Origin of the sequence: Streptomyces sp. NPDC002889 (assembly GCF_042888425.1) — a bacterium.
Lineage (GTDB): Bacteria > Actinomycetota > Actinomycetes > Streptomycetales > Streptomycetaceae > Streptomyces.
This window is the reverse complement of the sequence record NZ_JBIAPT010000004.1, coordinates 177260-196928: the sequence shown is the minus strand read 5'-3', so window position 1 is coordinate 196928 and position 19669 is coordinate 177260. Positions and strand designations below refer to the sequence as shown.

18 protein-coding genes and 2 tRNA genes are annotated in these 19669 nt (G+C 69.4%); 10 read left to right on the top strand and 10 right to left on the bottom strand.

The genetic code is table 11. The features are described 5' to 3' along the window. The first annotated feature begins 168 nt into the window (after positions 1 to 168). The gene (locus ACFYWI_RS07780; protein ID WP_389226816.1) at positions 169 to 636 is read left to right on the top strand and encodes a hypothetical protein; all 468 of its coding nucleotides are present in this window, start codon (positions 169 to 171) and stop codon (positions 634 to 636) included. Between the two features lie 32 nt (positions 637 to 668). Here the strand turns inward: ACFYWI_RS07780 and ACFYWI_RS07775 are convergent, their stop codons facing one another. Together ACFYWI_RS07775 and ACFYWI_RS07770 are read right to left on the bottom strand one after the other, a co-directional pair. Next, positions 669 to 1226, bottom strand: coding sequence for a cupin domain-containing protein (locus tag ACFYWI_RS07775; RefSeq protein ID WP_389226813.1), 558 nt, complete (start codon positions 1224 to 1226; stop codon positions 669 to 671). Positions 1227 to 2425: 1199 nt separating this feature from the next. Further along, positions 2426 to 2920, bottom strand: a complete 495-nt coding sequence (locus ACFYWI_RS07770) for a DUF3830 family protein (RefSeq protein ID WP_389226810.1) — start codon at positions 2918 to 2920, stop codon at positions 2426 to 2428. A gap of 69 nt (positions 2921 to 2989) precedes the next feature. Here ACFYWI_RS07770 and ehuB point away from each other — a divergent pair, with 69 nt between their 5' ends. The 6 genes from ehuB (at position 2990) to ACFYWI_RS07740 (ending at position 7074) form a co-directional block, all read left to right on the top strand. Beyond that, the gene (ehuB, locus tag ACFYWI_RS07765; RefSeq protein ID WP_389226807.1) at positions 2990 to 3844 is read left to right on the top strand and encodes an ectoine/hydroxyectoine ABC transporter substrate-binding protein EhuB; all 855 of its coding nucleotides are present in this window, start codon (positions 2990 to 2992) and stop codon (positions 3842 to 3844) included. Beyond that, positions 3841 to 4581, top strand: a complete 741-nt coding sequence (gene ehuC, locus ACFYWI_RS07760; RefSeq protein WP_389226804.1) for an ectoine/hydroxyectoine ABC transporter permease subunit EhuC — start codon at positions 3841 to 3843, stop codon at positions 4579 to 4581. The genes ehuB and ehuC overlap by 4 nt, the downstream gene beginning before the upstream one ends. Beyond that, on the top strand, positions 4578 to 5228 hold the full coding sequence (gene ehuD, locus ACFYWI_RS07755; protein WP_389226801.1) for an ectoine/hydroxyectoine ABC transporter permease subunit EhuD: 651 nt from the start codon (positions 4578 to 4580) through the stop codon (positions 5226 to 5228). Before ehuC ends, ehuD begins: the two co-directional genes overlap by 4 nt. Next, positions 5218 to 5973 (top strand): ectoine/hydroxyectoine ABC transporter ATP-binding protein EhuA, encoded by a 756-nt coding sequence (ehuA, locus tag ACFYWI_RS07750; RefSeq protein ID WP_389226798.1) that lies wholly within the window; start codon positions 5218 to 5220, stop codon positions 5971 to 5973. Before ehuD ends, ehuA begins: the two co-directional genes overlap by 11 nt. A 167-nt stretch (positions 5974 to 6140) precedes the next feature. Beyond that, entirely contained in the window at positions 6141 to 6899 is a 759-nt protein-coding gene (locus tag ACFYWI_RS07745; protein ID WP_389226795.1) for an IclR family transcriptional regulator, read from the top strand. 101 nt (positions 6900 to 7000) lie between these two features. Next, positions 7001 to 7074: transfer RNA gene (locus ACFYWI_RS07740), tRNA-Lys, on the top strand. Positions 7075 to 7124: 50 nt separating this feature from the next. On the opposite strand, the gene ACFYWI_RS07735 is transcribed toward ACFYWI_RS07740, so the two are convergent. From ACFYWI_RS07735 to ACFYWI_RS07720, 4 genes are all read right to left on the bottom strand, one after another. Beyond that, complete coding sequence (locus ACFYWI_RS07735; protein ID WP_389226792.1) at positions 7125 to 7607, bottom strand: phospholipase; 483 nt, start codon at positions 7605 to 7607, stop codon at positions 7125 to 7127. 230 nt (positions 7608 to 7837) lie between these two features. Further along, positions 7838 to 8425, bottom strand: coding sequence for a lytic polysaccharide monooxygenase (locus tag ACFYWI_RS07730; protein ID WP_389226789.1), 588 nt, complete (start codon positions 8423 to 8425; stop codon positions 7838 to 7840). A 170-nt stretch (positions 8426 to 8595) separates the two neighbouring features. After that, positions 8596 to 9744 carry an SPFH domain-containing protein gene (locus ACFYWI_RS07725; RefSeq protein ID WP_389226786.1) on the bottom strand — a complete coding sequence of 383 codons (1149 nt, stop codon included), beginning with the start codon at positions 9742 to 9744 and terminating at the stop codon, positions 8596 to 8598. 210 nt (positions 9745 to 9954) lie between these two features. Next, positions 9955 to 11646, bottom strand: coding sequence for a peptidoglycan-binding protein (locus ACFYWI_RS07720; protein ID WP_389227330.1), 1692 nt, complete (start codon positions 11644 to 11646; stop codon positions 9955 to 9957). Positions 11647 to 11833: 187 nt separating this feature from the next. Between ACFYWI_RS07720 and ACFYWI_RS07715 the strand changes: the two genes are divergently transcribed. The 3 genes from ACFYWI_RS07715 (at position 11834) to ACFYWI_RS07705 (ending at position 16240) form a co-directional block, all read left to right on the top strand. Next, positions 11834 to 11907, top strand: a tRNA-Lys gene (locus ACFYWI_RS07715). 443 nt (positions 11908 to 12350) lie between these two features. Beyond that, positions 12351 to 14291 carry a glycosyltransferase family 2 protein gene (locus ACFYWI_RS07710; RefSeq protein ID WP_389226783.1) on the top strand — a complete coding sequence of 647 codons (1941 nt, stop codon included), beginning with the start codon at positions 12351 to 12353 and terminating at the stop codon, positions 14289 to 14291. Continuing rightward, positions 14288 to 16240: a galactose oxidase-like domain-containing protein gene (locus ACFYWI_RS07705; protein ID WP_389226780.1), complete on the top strand. Its 1953-nt coding sequence runs from the start codon at positions 14288 to 14290 to the stop codon at positions 16238 to 16240. Before ACFYWI_RS07710 ends, ACFYWI_RS07705 begins: the two co-directional genes overlap by 4 nt. Positions 16241 to 16450: 210 nt before the next feature. Here the strand turns inward: ACFYWI_RS07705 and ACFYWI_RS07700 are convergent, their stop codons facing one another. The 4 genes from ACFYWI_RS07700 to ACFYWI_RS07685 all read right to left on the bottom strand — a co-directional run bounded on the left by ACFYWI_RS07700 (position 16451) and on the right by ACFYWI_RS07685 (position 19598). Further along, complete coding sequence (locus ACFYWI_RS07700) at positions 16451 to 17470, bottom strand: glycoside hydrolase family 6 protein (protein ID WP_389226777.1); 1020 nt, start codon at positions 17468 to 17470, stop codon at positions 16451 to 16453. Positions 17471 to 17621: 151 nt separating this feature from the next. Then, complete coding sequence (locus ACFYWI_RS07695) at positions 17622 to 18296, bottom strand: sortase domain-bontaining protein (RefSeq protein WP_389226774.1); 675 nt, start codon at positions 18294 to 18296, stop codon at positions 17622 to 17624. Between the two features lies 1 nt (position 18297). Continuing rightward, entirely contained in the window at positions 18298 to 18726 is a 429-nt protein-coding gene (locus ACFYWI_RS07690) for a hypothetical protein (RefSeq protein WP_389226771.1), read from the bottom strand. A gap of 92 nt (positions 18727 to 18818) precedes the next feature. Continuing rightward, complete coding sequence (locus ACFYWI_RS07685) at positions 18819 to 19598, bottom strand: HAD-IIA family hydrolase (RefSeq protein WP_389226768.1); 780 nt, start codon at positions 19596 to 19598, stop codon at positions 18819 to 18821. Positions 19599 to 19669: the final 71 nt, after the last annotated feature.

Sequence of the window (19669 nt, the reverse complement as noted above, 5' to 3'; positions counted from 1 at the left end):
GCATGTCAAGGGCTGCTGTGTCGCTATTGCCTTCTCGAAGGGTGCGTGCAACCAATGGACAACCGTCACTGACTACCCGTCATCCCCATGTGCTCGGCCGCGGAAATGAGCACTCCGAACGGCATCGGTGGCGCCGGCCCGTGACCCCCACACGAAGGCGGGACTCCCATGAAGCACGGCACACTCGGAATCGGCACCCTTCTGGGCATTGGTGCCATGGCTGCAAGCACCCTGGCCATGGCACCTGTTGGCCATGCGGTGACGCCGGAGACGGCAACGTTGTCATTCGACTGCGGTTCGTACGGCTCCGGTACGGCGACGCTCACCGCGACCCAGGACGGCACGGCGGCGACCATCACTCTCTCCACGTCGGCCATCACCTCCCCGTTCCCCGTCTCCGCGAACTCCGTCAGGTCCACGCTCACCCTGTCCAAGAACGGCACCGGAACGACGACGTTCACCGGCAGGTCCAACCCGGCGATCCCCGCCGGTGGCGCCATCTCCACCGGGGCGCTCAACGGCACGGTCGCCGCGGGCGACAGCCTCGAGGCGAAGTCCCTGACCGTCGTGGTGTTCGGCATCACCGTGATCTGTACGGCCACGTCCCCGCAGGATCCCGGCCCGTTCGTCTTCTGACGGTCGGCCGACCCGCACGGCAAAGGGCGGCGTCACCCCGGCACGGGTGCCGCCGCCCCGCTCTGCGTCCGGTAGCGGCCGGGCCGGCCCGTGGTGCTGACGGCCCCCTCGTCCATCCAGGCCCGGATCGTGCAGACCAGCAGCAGATCGAGGAGACCCGGCACGACCACGCCCCCGCCGGGGCGGGCGGCCCCGGCCTCGCGGCCCAACAGGTCGATGGCCGCGCGGTCGGCGTGGTGAACGTGGGCCGGTCTCGGGGGTGGGCCGGGTTGGTGTGCGTGGGGCGCCGGTCTCGGCCTGGGCCCGGTCGGGTTGCTGGGTGTGGCGTGGGCCGGTCTCGGGTTTGGCCGGGTCCGGGGGTGTGGTGTGGGGCCGTCCCCGGGCCGGTCTCGGGGGTGGCCGGGTCCGCGGCTTCGACGAAGGGGCCGGTCCCGGGTTGGCTGGGGCTGTCGGTTCGGCGTGGGCCGGTCCGGGGGTGACCGGGTCCGCGGCTTCGACGAAGGGCCGGTCCGGGGTTTGGCCGGGTTGGTGGGTGTGGTGTGGGGCCGCCCTCCTGGTCTTGATGGTGGCGGCTTCGGGTCGGGCGTCAAGGGCGCTCGGTCGTTCCTCCCTCGCGTCGCCGTTGGCGATTTCGCTTCGCTTCACCCTTGACCCCCGCCCCTCCACCGCCGGGAAATGCTCTTGGGAGGGCGGCCGGGGGGAGGGTCGGCGCAGGGGGTCCGTCCGGTGCCGTTCGTTTCGGGCGGCTGCGGGCCGTGGGTGGGTTGCGCGGCAGTTGAATGGGGCGGTGACGGCTGCGCTCAGCGACCGCAGGCATGTTCCGGGCTGAGGTTCGGGACCGCTGGTCACTGTCCGGTGGGTGGTGCACGGGGGTTGAGTGGGGTGGCCCGGGTCTGCTCGGTGGGTGACGCTGGTCTGTGGGTGGGGGTTCAGGCCCGCTGGTCACTGTTCGGTGGTGGGGGAGTGGGTGTGTGGGGGGCTGGTGGGGCGTCGCCGGGCATTCCCGATGAACAAAAGGGGCGTAGTGTCCCCTGTCTGAGTTCTTGTACGCGGATTCCGGTCTCACCGGAATCCGTGTACACGACCTGTTCCATACACGGGACATCAAGGTGCATTTCGGGCAAAGGTTCTGCCTCCGAGCCCGCCCCGCACCCCGACCACCCGCAGCCGCCCCCGCACCCCGGCCCACGCCGGCCCTCCCCCCACCCCGGACGGTGACCAGCGGGCCTGAACCCCAACCCACCGACGACCGACGGTCGCTGAGCTCGCCCGTCACCGCCCCATTCAACTGCCGCGCACCCACCCACGGCCCGCAGCCGCCCGAAACGAACGGCACCGCACGGGCCCCACGCGCCGACCCTCCCCCCGGCCGCCCTCCCAAGAGCATTTCCCGGCGGTGGAGGGGCGGGAGTCAAGGGTGAAGCGCAGCGAAATCGCCAACGGCGACGCGAGGGAGGAACGACCGAGCGCCCTTGACACCCGACCCGAAGCCGCCACCATCAAGACCAGGAGGGCGGCCCCACGTTCACCACGCCGACCTGGCAACCCCCGGGGACCGGCCCACGCCACACCGCGCCACACCCACCGCCCCGGCCACCCCTGAGACCGGCCCCCCACCACACACCCCGCCACGCACCCCAACGCCCCGGTCCAACCCACCCCGCCGTGCGCCACCCCGGTCCAACCCACCCCGGTCCAACCCACCCCGCCCTGCGCCGCCCCGCGCAAGGCAGGCGCGCTCATGGCTTCCGAGTACGACTCCACAGGGGCAACGGCCCGAATCCGCGGGTCACGCCCGCCGGAAGCTCAGCGTCTCCCCCGACACACCGTGGCGCCACAAGTCCTGGCACGCGTCCGCCATCTCGTCGAGGCCGTCGACCACGGTGCCCCAGACAATCCCCGGCACCCACCCCGTATCCCCGTTCAGCAGCAGGTTGTTGCGTTCGTAGAACAGGGCCAGGTCCACGGTCACCGGGCCGATCGCGTCCCGGCGCTCGTAGCCGTGCGACGCGGTGCCCAGCTGGACGTCCGAGAACGTGAAGTAGCACAGGTCGCCCGGGATGGGCGTCACCGTGGGGTTCTCCAGCGGTGGCTCCTGCCCGGCAAAAGCTGGAAACAGCGCATAGATCTCATTCCGGGCATACTTCGCGTGGTAGACGTCCCCGGTGAGCGGCAGTGCCTGCCACACCGCCTCACAGGTCAGCGGTGCTTTGTCGGTCAGCAGCCGGGCGGTGCACCGCACACCGCGCTTGTCGAGGGCAACGGTCAGGTATCGGTCGGCCATCTCCTACGCATACCCCGAGCGGCCCCGGGTAGCCGCGCGCCCATGGCTCGAACAAGACAACCAGGATCGATGAGCAGACGCACCATGCTGCTCGGTACCGCGGCCGTCGGCGCGCTGGGTCTCGCCGGGACGGCGGGGTGCAGCAGAGTGCCCTCCGGCGACGCGCTGGCCCGGCTCAAGTCACAGGGAACGGTGCGGCTCGGCATCGCCGGCGAGGTGCCGTACGGCTATGTCGACAGCCAGGGCGAGTTCACCGGCGAGGCGCCGGAACTGGCCCGGGTGATCTTCAAGCGTCTGGGCATCGACCGGGTCCAGCCGGTCGCCACCGACTTCGCCTCCCTCATACCGGGCCTGAACTCGCAGCAGTTCGACGTGGTCTCGGCCGGGATGTACATCAACAAGGAGCGCTGCCAGCAGGTCATCTTCGCCGACCCCGAGTACCAGATGCTGGACTCCTTCATCGTGCGCAAGGGCAATCCGAAGAACCTGCGCAGCTACGAGGACGTCGTGAAGTCCAAGGCCAGGTTCGCCACCGGCACCGGCTATGCGGAGGTCGACTACGCCGTGGCCGCCGGGTACCCGGAGAAGGACATCGTCATTCTCCAGGACCAGGTGGCAGGGCTGAACGCCGTCGAGTCCGGCCGCGTCGACGTCTTCGCAGGCACCGCGCTGACCGCCCGCGAGGTGGTCAGGAAGAGCGCCAAGGCCGAGGCGACCGAGCCGTTCGCCGCCGTCGTCGACGGCAGGAAGAAGATCGACGGCGGCGGCTTCGCCTTCCGCCCCACCGACACCGAACTGCGGGACGCGTTCAACACCGAGATCCACAAGATGAAGAAGAGCGGCGAACTCTTCCGCATCCTGAAGCCGTTCGGCTTCACGAAGAACGAGATGACCACGCTCACTGCCGAGGAGCTGTGCCGATGACAGCCGGACTCTGGCAGACCTGGGTACTCCCGGGCATCTGGACCACCGTGCAACTGCTGGTGTACAGCGCGGCGCTGGCCGCTGCCGTCGCCTTCACGGTCGGCATCGCCCGCACCCACCGCTCCCGCCCGGTCCGCTTCCTGGCGGGCTTCTACACCGAGGTGTTCCGAGGTACATCGGCGCTGGTGCTGATGTTCTGGCTGTTCTTCGTGGTGCCGCCGCTGGCGGGCTGGCAGCTGGTCCCGATGTGGGCCGCGGTCCTCGCGCTCGGTCTGTCCTACGGCGCGTACGGCGCCGAGATCGTGCGCGGCGCGCTGAACGCCGTCCCCGTCTCCCAGCAGGAGGCGGGCATCGCGCTGAGTCTCACGCCCTGGCAGCGGATCCGGCTCGTCCTGCTGCCGCAGGCGGTGCCGGAGATGATCCCTCCCTTCTGCAACCTGCTCATCGAGCTGCTCAAGGGCACCGCCCTGGTGTCACTGCTCGGCGTCGGTGACGTCTCCTTCGCCGCCTACCTGGTGCGGCTGGCGACCCAGGAGAGCGCGCAGATCTACACCATCAGCCTGGTGATCTACTTCGTGCTCGCGTTCGTCCTGACCCGCTCGATGAAGGCACTCGAGAGGAAGACCAAGCGCAATGTCGGCATCGAGCCCGAGCCGGGTGTGCTCGGCGGGATGTTCGCCAAGCGCGCCGAGGCCGATGCGGCCGGCAGCACGGTGACGGGGGGTGTCGCGAAGTGACATGGGACTGGTCCGCGGTCGCGGACTTCATGCCGCGCTTCTGGGAAGGCGTGCTGCTCACGCTCCAGGTGCTGGTGCTGGGCTCGCTGATCTCGTTCACCCTCGGCCTGGTCTGGGCGATGGCATTCAGGGCGCCGACGCGTTTTGTGCGCTGGCCGGTGAACGTCTTCACCGAGTTCATCCGCACCACCCCCCTGCTGGTGCAGCTCTTCTTCCTCTACTTCGTGCTGCCGGAGTGGGGCATCCAGTTCTCCGCCCTGACCACCGGCACGATCGCGATCGGACTGCACTACTCGACGTACACCGCACAGGTCTACCGGGCCGGCATCGAAGCCGTGCCGGCCGGTCAGTGGGAGGCGGCGACGGCACTGAGTCTGCCCGCCCACCGCACCTGGTTCGCGGTGATCCTGCCCCAGGCGGTCCGCCGGATCACCCCGGCGCTCGGCAACTACGTCATCGCGATGCTGAAGGACACTCCGCTGCTCGCCGCGATCGGCGTGCTGGAGATGCTGCAGCAGTCGCGGCTCGAGAGCGCCTCGACGTTCCAGTACACCGAGCCGCTGACGCTGATCGGCATCGCGTTCATCCTCATCGCCTATCCGGCTTCTCTGCTCGTACGAACCCTGGAGCGCCGCCTTGTCCGCTGACACCACGACCCAAGAACTGATCCGCTTCGAGAACGTCACCAAGCGCTTCGGCGACAACACCGTCCTCGACGACCTGTGCTTCTCGGTGAAGCCGGGCAGGCACGTGACGCTGATCGGCCCGTCCGGCTCCGGCAAGACGACGATCCTGCGGCTGCTGATGACGCTGACGTCCCCCGACGAGGGAACGATCCAGGTGAACGGGCACCGGCTGTTTCCGGCCGGTGAGAAGGAACGCCGCGAGGCGCGCAAGAAGATCGGCATGGTCTTCCAGCAGTTCAACCTGTTCCCCAACATGACCGTGCTGAGGAACATCACCGAGGCGCCGGTGCGGGTGCTCGGCCTGTCCAAGGACGAGGCCGAGGAGCGCGCCCGGGAGCTGCTCGAGATGGTCGGACTCGGCGACCGCTGCGACGCCCGGCCGACCCAGCTCTCGGGTGGTCAGCAGCAGCGGGTGGCGATCGCCCGCGCGCTGGCGATGCGGCCGCAGGTGCTGTTGCTGGACGAGGTGACCTCGGCGCTCGACCCCGAGCTGGTCGCCGGCGTGCTGGACGTCCTGCGGGACATCGCGACCACGACGGACATCACCATGCTCTGTGTCACGCACGAGATGAACTTCGCGCGGGACATCTCGGACGAGGTGCTGATGTTCGACTCCGGCAAGGTCATCGAGTCCGGTGCGCCGGAAAAAATCTTTTCCGATCCCGAGCAGGAACGTACCCGCGAGTTCCTGGGTGCGGTGCTCTGACCTCCCACTCTTTCAAGCACCCGCGCCTCTGGCATATGCCATGGTGATGCGCCCCAGCGTATACGGCTGGGGCGCCGCATCATTTGCGCCAACAGCCCACCCTTGAACGGCTCTTGGACGCTATCGTGGTACGAAAGCTTGCGGTCCTAACCTGCTGGGGGGAAACCGTGGCGCTGAAGCCCGAGCCGACCGCGCCGTTCCATTCGGTGCAATACGTCTTGCGCGTCCTGGAGACGATCTCCAAGCACGGCGGCGGTGTCACCGACGCCCAGATCGCACGCGAGACCGGTCTGCCGACCGGCCATCTGGCTCCCCTGCTGTCGATGCTGCGCCGCGAGGGCTATGTCGAGCAGGTCACCGACGGCGCCTATGTGATCGGTGACTCCCTGGTTCTGCTCGGTTCGGGCGCCACCCGCCAGCAGGCCCTGGAGGCCAAACTCCAGGACACCCTCACCCAGCTCCGCGACTCGGTCGGTGCGGCGGTCTACATCAGCCGGTACATCGACGGCGAGGTCAAGATCACCCAGTACGCCGCGGGCCCGCGCACCCCGGCGGTGAACGAGTGGGTGGACTTCCGCTCGGCGGCCCACGCGAGCGCGGTCGGCAAGTGTCTGCTGACCCAGCTGGATGTGAACGGCCGCCGGGACCATCTGTCCCGCCACAAGATCGCGCGGCTCACCTCGCGGACGATCACCAGCGAGAAGCTGCTGTTCTCCAAGCTGGACAGCCAGCCGCCGACCGTCCCCGTGCTGGATCTGCAGGAGTACGCGGTGGGCACGGTCTGCGCGGCGGTGCCGCTGACGGCCGGTGCGGCGGTGGGCTGCCTGGCCCTGTCGCTGCCGATCGAGCACGCGCACCGGCTGCGCGCGGCGGCCGACACGCTGAACCGCAGAGCGGCTCCGGTGGTCCTTTCCCTGGCGATCTAGGACGGCGACGCCGGGCGGCGGTGGATGGTCCGGAGCACCCCTCGGGACCAGGTAGTATTACTTCCGTCGTCAGCCGCCGCGCGCGGTGAGAACGGCAGCCCGCGCCGCTAGCTCAGTTGGTTAGAGCAGCTGACTCTTAATCAGCGGGTCCGGGGTTCGAGTCCCTGGCGGCGCACAACTTCGGATGAGACCCCTCGCATCACGCGAGGGGTCTCATCTGCGTGATCAGGCAGCCGGGGCGTCGGCCGACGCGGAGTACCCGAAGACGGACACCGCGCGGTAGTACGTCCATGCCGTGGCATTGCACGAGGAGAGCGTGGCGCCCGAGTAGCGCGCGCACACCCGCTTCAGGTCCTCGTAGAACGCCGAGTCGAGCCTCGCCTTGTTGGCGCTGAACGTGCCGGCCGCCTTGTAGTTGCGGTAGCCGAAGTCATGACGGGCACATGACAATGCAAAGGGGAAGCCGAACGGGTTGTCGGGCGAGGAGGAGCAGTAGTCCGTCGACCAGTTGAAGCCGTAGGCGCTCCAGGCGGACTGGTTGGCCCGGGCGGCGGCCCAGGTGTTGTAGCTGGATGCGCTGGTCTGTGTCCAGGAGCTGAGCACCTGGGGCTTGTCGGCGGGTGCGGCCGAGGCGGACGCGGCCGGAATCAGGGCGCCGGGCAGAGCCAGCGCGAGGGAAGCGAGCGGAAGGGCGAAACGGCGACGCATGCAGAACCTCCGTGCGTGAGACGGGAGTTGGTGCACGCCTCGTGGCCAGTCCACGGGCGGATACAGAGTCCCGCCCTACGCGCGTCATGCACAGCCTTTGCGCCATATGCGTCAGGTGAATTTCTTTCGAACCACTCCGACCGACGAACCGGACGAGCCGGGTGGGCCGGCCGGGTGGGCTCGAGACCGGCGACGGCGGCCCCGGTGAGGGCCGCCGCGCTGACAGCAGGTCAGAACTGAACGTCCGAGCAGGCGTAGAAGGCGTTCCCGGTGTCGTGCACCGTCCACACCGCGAGGATCAGATGCCGCCCGGACTTCGACGGCAGGTTCCCCGAGTGGCTGAGCGTGGCCGGCGGGCGCTGGCCGTTGTACGGGATCGTGAGGAACGGCTGCGACTCGAGGGAGGCGCGGGTGAGCTTCTGGCTCGGGTTCCAGCCGTTCCTGGTGATGTAGTACTTGAAGTCGGTCGTCGCGTGCATGGCGGTGAACTGCCACCGGAAGGTGTAGTTCTGCCCCGACGAGACCCGGGTCGTGGGCCAGGTGCCGCCCCGCGGGTCGTCGAGCTGCGCGAAGCGGCTGTTGCCGCCGGCACAGAGCGTTCCGTCGGCCGGGCCGGCCGACGGGAAGCCCTTGGGGCCTTCGACGCTCTGGGGTTCGTAGATGATTTCGCCGCAGTTGGCGACCGTGCGGTTGGCACAGAGCTTCTGGCGGCTGATGGGCGAGTCGGTGTAGCCGTGGCTGCTGGCACTGCCGGTGGCGAGCAGGGTCGCGCCCGTCACGGCGAGGCCGACCACGGCCGCGCCTATCTTCTTTCGCATGCTTCGCTCCAGGAGAACGTGGGGGAGTTCTGGGCCGTGCTGCACGCGTGCGGTGGCTCGGTGGTGAGTGGTGCGGTGCTACCGATCGTGAATCGGGGATGGAGGTAGCACCTGTTCCGGTCTAGACCAAGTCCCAATGTATTGATGCCCGTTCAACATGTCCAGACCAATCACGAGGCCTCGACCACGCCCGCCCGGCCCGTGTAGAACGCAACGGTCAGATCCTTGACCAGTGCCTTGCGCTCGTAGTCGTCCAGGTCCATCAGACCCCGCTCGGTCAGCCGGCCGACCGTGTCGTCCACCGCGTCCACCACCGAGGTCAGCACGGTGTCCCGGTGCCGGGCATCGATCTCCGCGATCCTCTTGCGCTGCAGCGCCGCCGCCATCTCGGGCGCGTACTCGATCGAGGTCGGCTGCGCCGAGAACACCTCGATCCCCACCGCGTCGCACTCGGCCGCCAGCAGCCGGGTCAGCGCGTCGCCGACGGCTCCGGCGTTGCGCAGCGCCGAGGTGTCCTCGTCGACCGGCAGTTGCGAGAGCACCCGCGCCATCGCCGCCACCACCTGCTCGCTCAGATACGACTCGTGATGAGCCACGCCGAGCGTCGCGCGCACCGTGTCCTTGACCTGCCACACCACCAGCACGACGACCCGCAGCGGCGTACCGTCCGCGTCCACGACGGGGATCGGCTCGCTGCGCCAGTGCCGCAGTCGCACGTCGACCCGGCGGCGCAGGACCAGCGGGCTGACCCACACCAGTCCCGTACGCCGCACACTCCCCCGGTAGTCGCCGCACAGGGTGAGCACCCAGGCGTGGCCCGCCTTGCCGCGCCCGAGGCCGCCGAAGGAGAACAGCGCCAGGACCACGCCGAGCGTGAGCAGACACCACAGGCCGAAGCCGATGCCCCGGAAGGGGTGCGGCGGCGTCAGCCCGAGCTGCGCGGCGACCACCTCGGGCACGGCTCCGGTACCCCAGAGCACCGCGCCGATCCCGGCCAGCGAGAAGCTGCCCGCGACCAGCGCGGTCCATCCGGACAGCGCGGGTCCGGGCCGTTCGACGAGCTCCGGGTCGCCGGGCGGCACGGGCCTTGCCGGTGCGAAGGCCGGAAGCGGCGGCACGGGTCCGCTGCCGACCTTCGGCTGCTCGCCGGTGCCCTGACGGCGGGCCACGATGTCCGGCTTCACGGTGAGCGGCATGGCGTCGTCCCGGAACAGCAGATGGACCGGGATCTCGGTCGTCGTCTCGGCCGCGATGACCGGGTGGTGCCGGGGGGCGTCGGACGGCACGGCGTCCTCCGGCTCCGCCGTGATCGTGGTCATGCCTGCCGCCTTGGCTGATTGCGCTGTTCGGTCGTCGTCCATTACGTCGTCGTCCATAACGTCGTCGTGCCCTTGTCGGGTGTCTTCGTGAGTGGTCATGAGTCGTCGTGCGCTGCTCTCTCGTGCGTAGCTGTCTCGTACGGCGACGCCTCTTGCGCCGCCGTGGCCTCATGCGCCGCCGTCGCTGCCGCTCTGCCGGCAGACGGGACGTCAGGAGAAGAGCCGTCGCCAGGTCTCCGGGCCCGGGTAGCCGTCGGCCGCGCTGCCGCGCCAGCCCTGTGCCCGCTGGAACGCCTCCACATTGCGCCGGTCCTCCTCGCTCCAGCTCGTCCCGGGACCGAAGGTGTAGTACCTGCCGTAACCTCGCTCGACCAGCTGCCGTCCGAGCTGGCTGACGTACGCGCCGGACCGGCCGGGCCTGAAGTGGCCGGGCCCCGGATAGGCGGGCGCCTTCGTGGTGGGGCTCGCGGGTCCTGCCGTCGAACCGGCCGCCCCGGCGGCCGGGATGCTCCTGCCCTTGCCGCTTGACAGCAGCCGCCAGGTGTCGGGGCCGGGCAGTCCGTCGGCTTCCGCGCCCCGCCAGCCCTGCGCCTGCTGGAACGCCTGGGTCGCACGCCGGTCCGCCTCGCTCCAGCCCGTCGCGGGTCCCTGCTCGTAGAACCGCTCGCCCCCGCGCCGGGCGAGCAGCTCGCCGAGCCGGGTGACGTACTGGTTGTACGTACCTGGCCCGAAGGCCGAGAAGCCCGGGTAAGGCATCGCTGCGGGGAGGGGCACGGGTGGCGGCGCGGGGGCAGGCACAGGCGCGGCTGCGGGTGCGGGTGCGGGGGTAGACGCAGGCGCGGCTGCGGCTGCGGGTGCGGGTGCGGGTGCGGGTGCGGGGGTAGACGCAGGCGCGGCTGCGGGTGCGGGGGTAGACGCAGGCGCGGCTGCGGGCGCCGGCACAGCCACAGGCGTGGGGGTGGACGCGGGGGTGGGCGCAGGTTCGGGGGTGAACGCCGGCGCGGCCACCGGCGTGGGGGTAGGCACAGGCGCGGCTGCAGGCGCGGCCACCGGCGTGGGGGTAGGCACAGGCGCGGCTGCAGGCGCGGCCACCGGCGTGGGGGTGGGGGCAGGTTCGGGGGCCATCTCGCTGCCGCCGGCCGCGCTGACGACTCCCTTGTAGCGGTAGGCCACATAGCTGTCGGAGTTGTTCCAGTACGCCATCGGCGTCGACTGGACGCGGGTGTGCGGCTTCGTCTGCTCGTAGGCCACGTAATAGGTGTGCGTGTAGTCGGTCCAGCCGCCGAAGATCGTGACGTGCGACCCCCGGGACGGATTGGCCAGATTGTGGAACAGCAGGATGTCGCCGGCCTGCAGATCATCACGCAGGATCCGGGTGCCGAACTCGGCCAGGCTGCCGGTCCACTCGTTCCCCGCGAGGTTCCAGGCCATCGACACATAGCCGGAGCAGTCCTGGCGGTAGCCGTCGGACCAGTACTTCTCCATGCTGTACGGCACCTTCGCCTCCACCCACCGCTTGGCGCGGTCGATGATCTCGGCCCGGGTGGACTTGCGCAGGGGGGCCTGGGCAGGGCCGGGCTGCCCGCCCGACGGCCCATGCAGCGGCCCGGCCTTGCCCTGCTCGGTCCCCGGCTCCGGATCGTCGGCGACCAGCGCGGCTCCCGCCGTACGGACCGGTCCGACACCACCGCCCGGGCCGTCGGCCGCGGCGCCCTCGACAGCCTGGGCCGCCGCCCCGCCGCCGCCCAGCACCACGCCCGCCGCGGTCAGCAGCACCAGTGCCCGCCGACAGCCGTGCGCCGACGGATGCCCTCCGGCGGCGAGATTGCGACGCCGCCGGGCGCAACCGGCGCAGCCGCAGTCACCGGCGGGCTCGTACTCCTCGAAGACCGGCACGCTCATACGCGTCGTCCCCTCCGTACTCAGCAAGATCTTCTGACGATGCTTCACGGACGTCAGTGTTCCAACCGTGCAGACAAAACGCATTTTGACGGAAGAAAGGTACAAAACGACGACCCGACAGGCCGAAGGCGGGCAGGGACAGTCGGGAGCATCGTCGGCCGTCCGGTAGAGTTCTCCGGGTCAGCAGGCGCCGCTAGCTCAGTTGGTTAGAGCAGCTGACTCTTAATCAGCGGGTCCGGGGTTCGAGTCCCTGGCGGCGCACGCGAGGCCGAAGCCCCTTCACCGCGAGTGAGGGGGCTTTGGTCGTATCCATGACACTTTTCGGCCGATGACGCCCGAACACCCGCATCACGCTCACGTGAATCCAATTCGCGCATATGACCGACAAACGGTCGGTTTCACCCTTGCGATCAATGCAGGGGTCGTAGACCCTATCCTGAAGCCGACCACCCCAACGGGTCGTCCGGTTTGCGCAGTTGGGGGCGGTTGAAGCGGTCGATTCCGTTGCGGTAACAGGGGACCTGGCCCCCGTTCACAGAACGAACACGTAACGGGCATCATGCAACCGAACGGTGACTGTTTCCTGTCTCAAGGAACGGTGGCCAGCCCACCACTCACTCGTCCGGGCCGGTACAGGGGACCCTGGCCCGGACGACACGAACCGACCACAACACGCAGCCAGGATGCGTGCGGGGGGATGAATCATGACGTCGACGCCAGACGGCGCCGAACAGCCGAACGACCCTGCGCGGACCACGCAGCTCCGGATCCCCGCGCATCTGCGCGCGGCCGGCGCCCGACTGCGCCCCAAGAAGGCGCTTCCGCGGTACGACTACGAGCACTACAGCCGCCTCGCCGGTCCCCTCACCCAGCCGGATCCGACCCGGCCCTACAAGGTGCAGTACCGCTCCCTGCTGTCCCAGGAGCCGCACCGCATCCGGGCCGCCCTGCTGCTGGGCGCGGCCCCGCTGGTGTCGCTGGGCCTGTTCGCCTGGCTGATGCAGCCTCAGCACTGGACCGAGCGCGACCCGAACCTCAAGAACGACACGCTGCTCATCCTCGACATCGTCATGCTCGTCTCGATCGGACTGATCGAGCTCTTCAGGACGATGAACGTGCTGTCGAACGCGCACGCGACCCTGGTGGCGCGTGACCCCGTCCCCGTGGTTCCGGAGACCGGCACCAAGGTCGCCTTCCTCACCTCGTTCGTCCCGGGCAAGGAGCCCCTGGAGATGGTGACGAAGACCCTGGAGGCGGCGGTGAAGATACGTCACCGCGGGCTGATGCACGTCTGGCTGCTCGACGAGGGCGACGACCCGGCCGTCAAGGAGGTCTGCGCCCGGCTCGGCGTCCACCACTTCTCCCGCAAGGGCATAGCGAAGTGGAACCAGGCCAAGGGAGCCCACCGGGCCAAGACCAAGCACGGCAACTACAACGCCTGGCTCGAGGCGCACGGCGGCGACTACGACTTCTTCGCCTCCGTCGACACCGACCACGTCCCGCTGCCCAACTACCTGGAGCGGATGCTCGGCTACTTCCGGGACCCGGACGTCGGCTTCGTCATCGGCCCGCAGGTCTACGGCAACTACGACAGCTTCGTCACCAAGGCCGCCGAGTCGCAGCAGTTCCTCTTCCACGCCCTGATCCAGCGCGCGGGCAACCGCTACGGCGCCCCCATGTTCGTCGGCACGTCCAACGCCGTACGCATCAGGGCGATCAAGCAGATCGGCGGCCTCTACGACTCGATCACCGAGGACATGGCGACGGGCTTCGAGATGCACCGCGCCAAGAACCCGGCCACCGGCAACAAGTGGCGCTCGGTCTACACCCCCGACGTGCTGGCCGTCGGCGAGGGCCCGTCCGCCTGGACGGACTTCTTCACCCAGCAGCTGCGCTGGTCGCGAGGCACGTACGAGACGATCCTCAAGCAGTACTGGAAGGGCTTCGGGACGCTGCCGGCCGGCAAGCTCTTCAACTACACCATGATGATCATCTTCTACCCGATGTCCGCGCTCAACTGGATCCTGGCGGCACTGAGCTGTGCGCTGTTCCTCGGCATGGGCGCCTCGGGTGTGCAGATCGACCCGGCGATCTGGATGATGCTGTACGGCAACGCCTCGGCGCTGCAGATCGGCCTCTACATCTGGAACCGGCGCCACAACGTTTCACCGCACGAGCCCGAGGGCTCCGGCGGTCTGGCCGGCATGGTGATGTCCGCGCTCTCCGCGCCGATCTACGCCCGCTCGCTGATGGACGCCGTGCTGCGCCGCAAGAGCAAGTTCGTGGTGACCCCCAAGGGCGACTCCTCCAGCCCGGACACCCTCTTCGGCACGTTCCGTATCCACCTCTTCTTCATCCTCGTCTTCGGTGGATCGCTCGCCTCGTCGTTCTACCTCGGACACGACCACCCGGCGATGATCACCTGGGCAACCCTGGCCCTGCTGATCACGGCGGCGCCGATCTTCGCCTGGCGGCACGGCATCCGCGCCGAAAAGAAGAAGAAGCGCGGCAAGCGGCGCGCGGACGGGCGGCCGCCCGGCGGGACGGGCGCAGGGGCGGAGCAGTCCCATGTGCCGCAGCAGAAGCCTCACTTCGCAGCCACCGACCAGACCATGCAGATCGCCCTTGGGGGACGTAAGAAATGAGCACGATGCCCGCGCGGCCGAACCACCGCAGGAACCGCGCGCGCCGCATAGCGATAGGCACGGCGGTCATCGTGGCGGTGGCCGGGTTCAATGGGCCCGCCATGTGGCGCTTCGGCTCGGAGCAGTACCACAACTACAAGATCAACAAGCCGGAGTACAAGGCGGCGAACGGCCACTGGGACTACCTCGAGGTCCCGGCCGAGTACAAGATCAATTCGATCCACGCCGCCCTGCTGCACACCGGCAAGGTCCTGCTGATCGCCGGCTCCGGCAACAACCAGAAGAACTTCGACGCCAAGAAGTTCGAGTCGGTGCTCTGGGACCCGAAGACCGACACCTTCAAGAAGATCGCCACGCCCAAGGACATGTTCTGCGCCGGCCACACCCAGCTGCCCGACGGCAAGCTGCTGGTCGCGGGCGGCACCAAGCGCTACGAGAAACTCAAGGGCGACACCACCAAGGCCGGCGGCCTGATGGTCGTCCACAACGAGGACCCGGACGCGCCGAAGACCCTCCCTGCCGGCACCAAGTTCACCGGCAAGAAGAACGGCAGGACGTTCGTCTCCAAGGACCCGGTCCTGGTCGAGAAGGCGAAGAAGGTCTTCGACCCGGCCACGGGCAAGTTCCTGCGCAACGACCCCGGCCTCGGGCGTATCTACGTCGAGGCCGAGAAGTCCGGCAAGGAGTACGAGACCGGCACCGAGGACAACTACCGGGTGCAGGGCCTCAAGGGTTCCGACGCCCGCAACATCTACGGCATCGCGCAGAAGCTCGCCCTCGACAAGAAGGACTTCCAGGGCATCAAGGAGGCCTACGAGTTCGACCCGGTCGCGGAGAAGTACATCACCGTCGACCCGATGAACGAGGCCCGCTGGTACCCGACGCTGACCACCCTGAAGGACGGCAAGGTCCTGTCCCTGTCCGGCCTGGACGAGATAGGTCAGATCGTCCCCGGCAAGGACGAGATCTACGACCCGAAGACCAAGACCTGGGAGTACACCGGACTGATCAGGAAGTTCCCCACCTACCCGGCGATCTTCCTGATGGACAACGGCAAGCTCTTCTACTCCGGCTCCAACGCCGGGTACGGGCCCGCCGACGTCGGCCGCGACCCCGGCGTCTGGGACCTGGACACCAACAAGTTCCAGAAGATCCCCGGCCTCAGCGACCCGGACCAGATGGAGACCTCGGCGACGGTCATGCTGCCCCCAGCCCAGGACCAGCGGTTCATGGTCATCGGCGGCGGCGGGGTCGGCGAGTCCGAGAAGTCCAGCGAGAAGTCCCGGCTGGTCGACCTCAAGGAGGCCTCGCCGCGCTTCGAGGACGGCGCATCCCTCGACAAGGGCACCCGCTACCCGAGCGCCTCGCTGCTCCCCGACGACTCGGTCCTGGTCACCGGCGGCTCCGAGGACTACCGCGGGCGCGGCGGGTCCAATGTGCTCGAGGCCCGTACGTACGACCCGAAGTCCGGCACCTACACGCGGGTCGCCGACCCGCAGGTCGGGCGCAACTACCACTCCGGCTCGGTGCTGCTCCCCGACGGGCGCATCATGATCTTCGGCTCGGACTCGCTGTTCGCGGACGACGCCAACACCAAGCCGGGCGTCTTCGACCAGCGCATCGAGATCTACACCCCGCCGTATCTCTACCGGGACACCAAGCCGGAGGTGACCGGCGGGCCGAAGTCCCTCAAGCGGGGTGACACGGGCACCTTCACCGTGAAGAGCGCGAACGGCGTGAAGACCGCGAAGCTCATGCGGCCCAGCGCGGTCACCCATGTCACCGACGTGGACCAGCGCTCCGTCGCGCTGGAGGTGAAGAAGACCGCGGACGGCATCCAGGTCACCGTGCCCGCCAACCGCGCGCTGGTGCCGTCGGGCTGGTACATGCTCTTCGTGACGGACGACAAGGGCACACCGTCCCAGGGTGTCTGGGTCGAGGTGCCATAGCCGCCGGGGTGCCGTAGTCGCCTCCCGTTCGCACAGCGACCGGTCAAGCCAAGTATCCGGGCGCTGCACCCGGGTCACGCCGTGACCCGCCGGTGAGCCACGAGAGCCGGCCTGAAGGACGTCGGTGGCCCGGCCGGCAGCCGGTCTGGGCCGGGTATACGCATGGCAGAAGGGGTGCCCCACCCGGGGGCACCCCTTCCGACGTCGCGTCTACTTGCTGTTGCGGGCCAGCTCGAGTGCGTACTCGGGATACCAGTCGCCGGCCTTGGGGCCGCCCTTGCAGTCGCCGTCCGACTCCCCCGGCCGCTTGATCCACAGATAGCCGTCGACGAGCGGATCACCGGTTTTCGTCGTGGGCGGCTCACCGAGCGAACGCCCCGGCGGGTTGCACCAGTTCTCCTTGGGATCGCCCTGCGTGTACGGGCCGTTGCCGTTACGGCTGGTGTCGATCACGAAGTGCTTGCCGCCGACCTTCGCAGAGAGCTTGCGGCCGAATTCCTTGCTGGCCGCCGTGGTCTGGAAGTTGGAGACATTGACCGCGAAGCCGTCGGCCTTGGCGATACCGGCCCACTGCAGGGGCTCGAAGAGCGAATCGGGCTGCGACCAGCCCGCATTGCCCGCGTCCAGGTACACCGTGGTCGCGGGCTGCCGCTTGAGCCGCTCGATGGCGCCCTTGAGCAGGTCGTACCGCTCCTCGTGGTACTCGTCCGGGGTGCACCCGTCGACCAGGTGCAGCACGGCGTCCGGCTCCAGGACAACGGTGGCCCGACGGTCGCCGATGCCCTTGGCGACCTTGTCGATCCACTCACGGTAGGCGTTGCCGTCGGCCGCGCCGCCCTTGGAGAACTGCCCGCAGTCGCGGTGCGGGATGTTGTAGAGCACCAGCAGCGCATCCCGGTCGGCCTTCTTGGCCGCCTCCGTGAAGCCCTTGGCCTCGGCCTCCGGGTTGTCGGGGCCGATCCACTCGGCGACCGGCTGCTCGGCGATCTTCTTGATCAGCTCGGCGTTCTTGTCGTCGCCGTCCTCGCGATAGGCGACGATCTGCCGGGCCGCCTTCCCGTCGGGGTTCACCCAGTACGGATCGTCCGCCTTGGGCCGCTGGCCCACCGGCGGCTGCTTCGCCGCGTCGCCGTCACCGTCGGAGGAACAGCCGGCCAGCAGCAGAACCGCTCCCGTGGCCGCCAGGGACACGCCCGCCCGGACACGCCGGACGAACAAACTGCCGTACATCCACTCCCCCTTGGTGCACTGTGCTGGAGACCGTCCCCCAGGCTCCCCCCTGGCAGGGCCGGTCGAATCCATCCTGGCACACGCCGGCGGCGGGCCACGAGGCGTGCCTGTGCTTCGTCGAGATCCTGTGACCGGCCGCAGGCGCGGGCGCTCAGGGCTCGGTTACCCCGCTCAGATAGGCCGACACGACCATATGCGCCGTACAGCCGCGGGTGGCACGGTCGACCGTGTCACCACAGGTGATCAGCCGCAGCTCCGCGCGGCCGCCGCCCCGCGGGCCGTAGCCCTTCCGCGGATCGGACCGGTCCCCGCCGAAGACCTGGACGTCGTCGATGGTGAACTCCGCGACCGAGCCGTCGACCCTGGCCACCCGGATCTTCTGGCCCGCACGGGCGGCGCTCAGCCCATGGAGGGCCGTCGGCTCGCTCCCGGTGCCGGCACGCCCGACGAGCAGCGCGGCACCCCGCGCACCCGGACGGGGCCCGCCGTCGTACCAGCCGACGCCGCGCGGCATCCCGTACGGCGGCGGTTCGACCGAGCCCCTCGCGCCGAGGCCGCGGGGGATCACAGGAGCCGTGATGCCCAGGGCGGGGACGTCCACCCGGCTCGGTGCGACAGGCTCCAGCGGCTCGTGCGCCGGGGGCATGGCGACACCCAGCGGGCGGCCGACAGCGGCCACGTCCCCGGTGGTGGGGCCGAAGCTCCCCCCGGGACCTGCGGCGATGTCCCGGCCCCAGAGGCACAGTCCGACCACCAGGACCGCCCATGCCACTCCGGTGAGCAGCCGGCCCGAGCCCGCCGGGCGTTCTTCGCGGGAGGGGGGCATGTCACTCGGCACCCGTACGACGGCGACGGCGCGTACTGCGCAGGGCCACGGCGACGGCCGCCACGCCCGCGAGCACCAGGCCGACCACAGCATCCTTCAGGCCGGGACCGGTGTCCTTCTGGTGGGCGGGGGCCTCGGCGACCGCGGCCCGCGCGGCGGTGGCGGCACCGCCCGCCGGGACGGGGGCCGCGGTGTTCTCGTACGCCTGGTGGGGCCCTGCCTGCCGGGGCGGCATGAGGGGCGGGCCGGGGAGGATCCCGGCGCCACCGTGGGGGAGGAATCGGATCCCGACCTCACCGCCGGGCAGGATCGGGGACGGGGAGAGCCCGGGCTTCACCCCCTCGGCCGCCCTGGCGGCCGCGGGTGGCATCGCCAGGGCGAGCACCGCGGCCGTCCCCGCGGTACGCACAGCAATCGAACCGACGCGCATCGTGAACCTCCTGACATCGTCAGGTTCACGCGCGCGGCCCGTTTCCGCATCCGCAGGAACGGCTCCACGGCCCGCCCAGGTCGCTGACCTGCTCAGATACGGTCGACGAGATCCGCGATCGAGTCGACCACGGTGGACGGCCGGAACGGGTAGCGGTCGACGTCGGCCGGGGCGGTCAGGCCGGTGAGCACCAGGAAGGTCTCCATCCCCGCCTCCAGGCCCGCGAGCACATCGGTGTCCATCCGGTCGCCGATCATCGCGCTGGTCTCGGAGTGCGCGCCGATCGCGTTCAGCCCGGTGCGCATCATCAGCGGGTTGGGCTTGCCCGCGAAGTACGGGTCCTTGCCGGTGGCCTTGGTGATGAGAGCGGCGACCGAGCCGGTGGCGGGCAGCGGGCCCTCCGGGCTCGGACCGGTCTCGTCCGGGTTGGTGCCGATGAAGCGAGCCCCCGCCTTGATCAGCCGGATGGCCTTGGTGAGGGCCTCGAAGCTGTACGTCCGGGTCTCGCCCAGGACGACGTAGTCCGGCTCGTGGTCGGTCAGGACGTACCCGATGTCGTGCAGGGCGGTGGTCAGCCCGGCTTCGCCGATGACGTACGCCGTGCCGCCGGGCCGCTGGTCGTCCAGGAACTGGGCGGTGGCGAGCGCCGAGGTCCAGATGTTCTCCACAGGCACGTGAAGACCCATCCGCGCCAGCCGGGCGTGCAGGTCGCGCGGGGTGTAGATGGAGTTGTTGGTGAGGACCAGGAAGGGCTTCTCGGCCTCCCGGAGCCTCTTGAGGAACGCGTCCGCGCCGGGAATCGGTACGCCCTCGTGGATGAGGACACCGTCCATGTCGGTGAGCCAGGATTCGATCGGCTTGCGCTCTGCCATGGGGGCGGACTCCTGCCGTACGGGGTGTGCGTGCTGGGGCGCCGCGACAGCGCTGTGGCGACGCCCCCAGC

Coding starts and splice junctions, on each gene's coding strand:
- ACFYWI_RS07770 (WP_389226810.1), bottom strand. CDS start 2,920: ATGGCCGACCGATACCTGACCGTTGCCCTCGACAAGCGCGGTGTGCGG.
- ACFYWI_RS07725 (WP_389226786.1), bottom strand. CDS start 9,744: ATGACCACGATCACGGCGGAGCCGGAGGACGCCGTGCCGTCCGACGCC.
- ACFYWI_RS07700 (WP_389226777.1), bottom strand. CDS start 17,470: ATGTACGGCAGTTTGTTCGTCCGGCGTGTCCGGGCGGGCGTGTCCCTG.
- ACFYWI_RS07685 (WP_389226768.1), bottom strand. CDS start 19,598: ATGGCAGAGCGCAAGCCGATCGAATCCTGGCTCACCGACATGGACGGT.
- ehuB (WP_389226807.1), top strand. CDS start 2,990: ATGAGCAGACGCACCATGCTGCTCGGTACCGCGGCCGTCGGCGCGCTG.
- ACFYWI_RS07735 (WP_389226792.1), bottom strand. CDS start 7,607: ATGCGTCGCCGTTTCGCCCTTCCGCTCGCTTCCCTCGCGCTGGCTCTG.
- ACFYWI_RS07780 (WP_389226816.1), top strand. CDS start 169: ATGAAGCACGGCACACTCGGAATCGGCACCCTTCTGGGCATTGGTGCC.
- ACFYWI_RS07690 (WP_389226771.1), bottom strand. CDS start 18,726: ATGCGCGTCGGTTCGATTGCTGTGCGTACCGCGGGGACGGCCGCGGTG.
- ACFYWI_RS07730 (WP_389226789.1), bottom strand. CDS start 8,425: ATGCGAAAGAAGATAGGCGCGGCCGTGGTCGGCCTCGCCGTGACGGGC.
- ACFYWI_RS07720 (WP_389227330.1), bottom strand. CDS start 11,646: ATGAGCGTGCCGGTCTTCGAGGAGTACGAGCCCGCCGGTGACTGCGGC.
- ehuC (WP_389226804.1), top strand. CDS start 3,841: ATGACAGCCGGACTCTGGCAGACCTGGGTACTCCCGGGCATCTGGACC.
- ACFYWI_RS07710 (WP_389226783.1), top strand. CDS start 12,351: ATGACGTCGACGCCAGACGGCGCCGAACAGCCGAACGACCCTGCGCGG.
- ACFYWI_RS07705 (WP_389226780.1), top strand. CDS start 14,288: ATGAGCACGATGCCCGCGCGGCCGAACCACCGCAGGAACCGCGCGCGC.
- ACFYWI_RS07695 (WP_389226774.1), bottom strand. CDS start 18,296: ATGCCCCCCTCCCGCGAAGAACGCCCGGCGGGCTCGGGCCGGCTGCTC.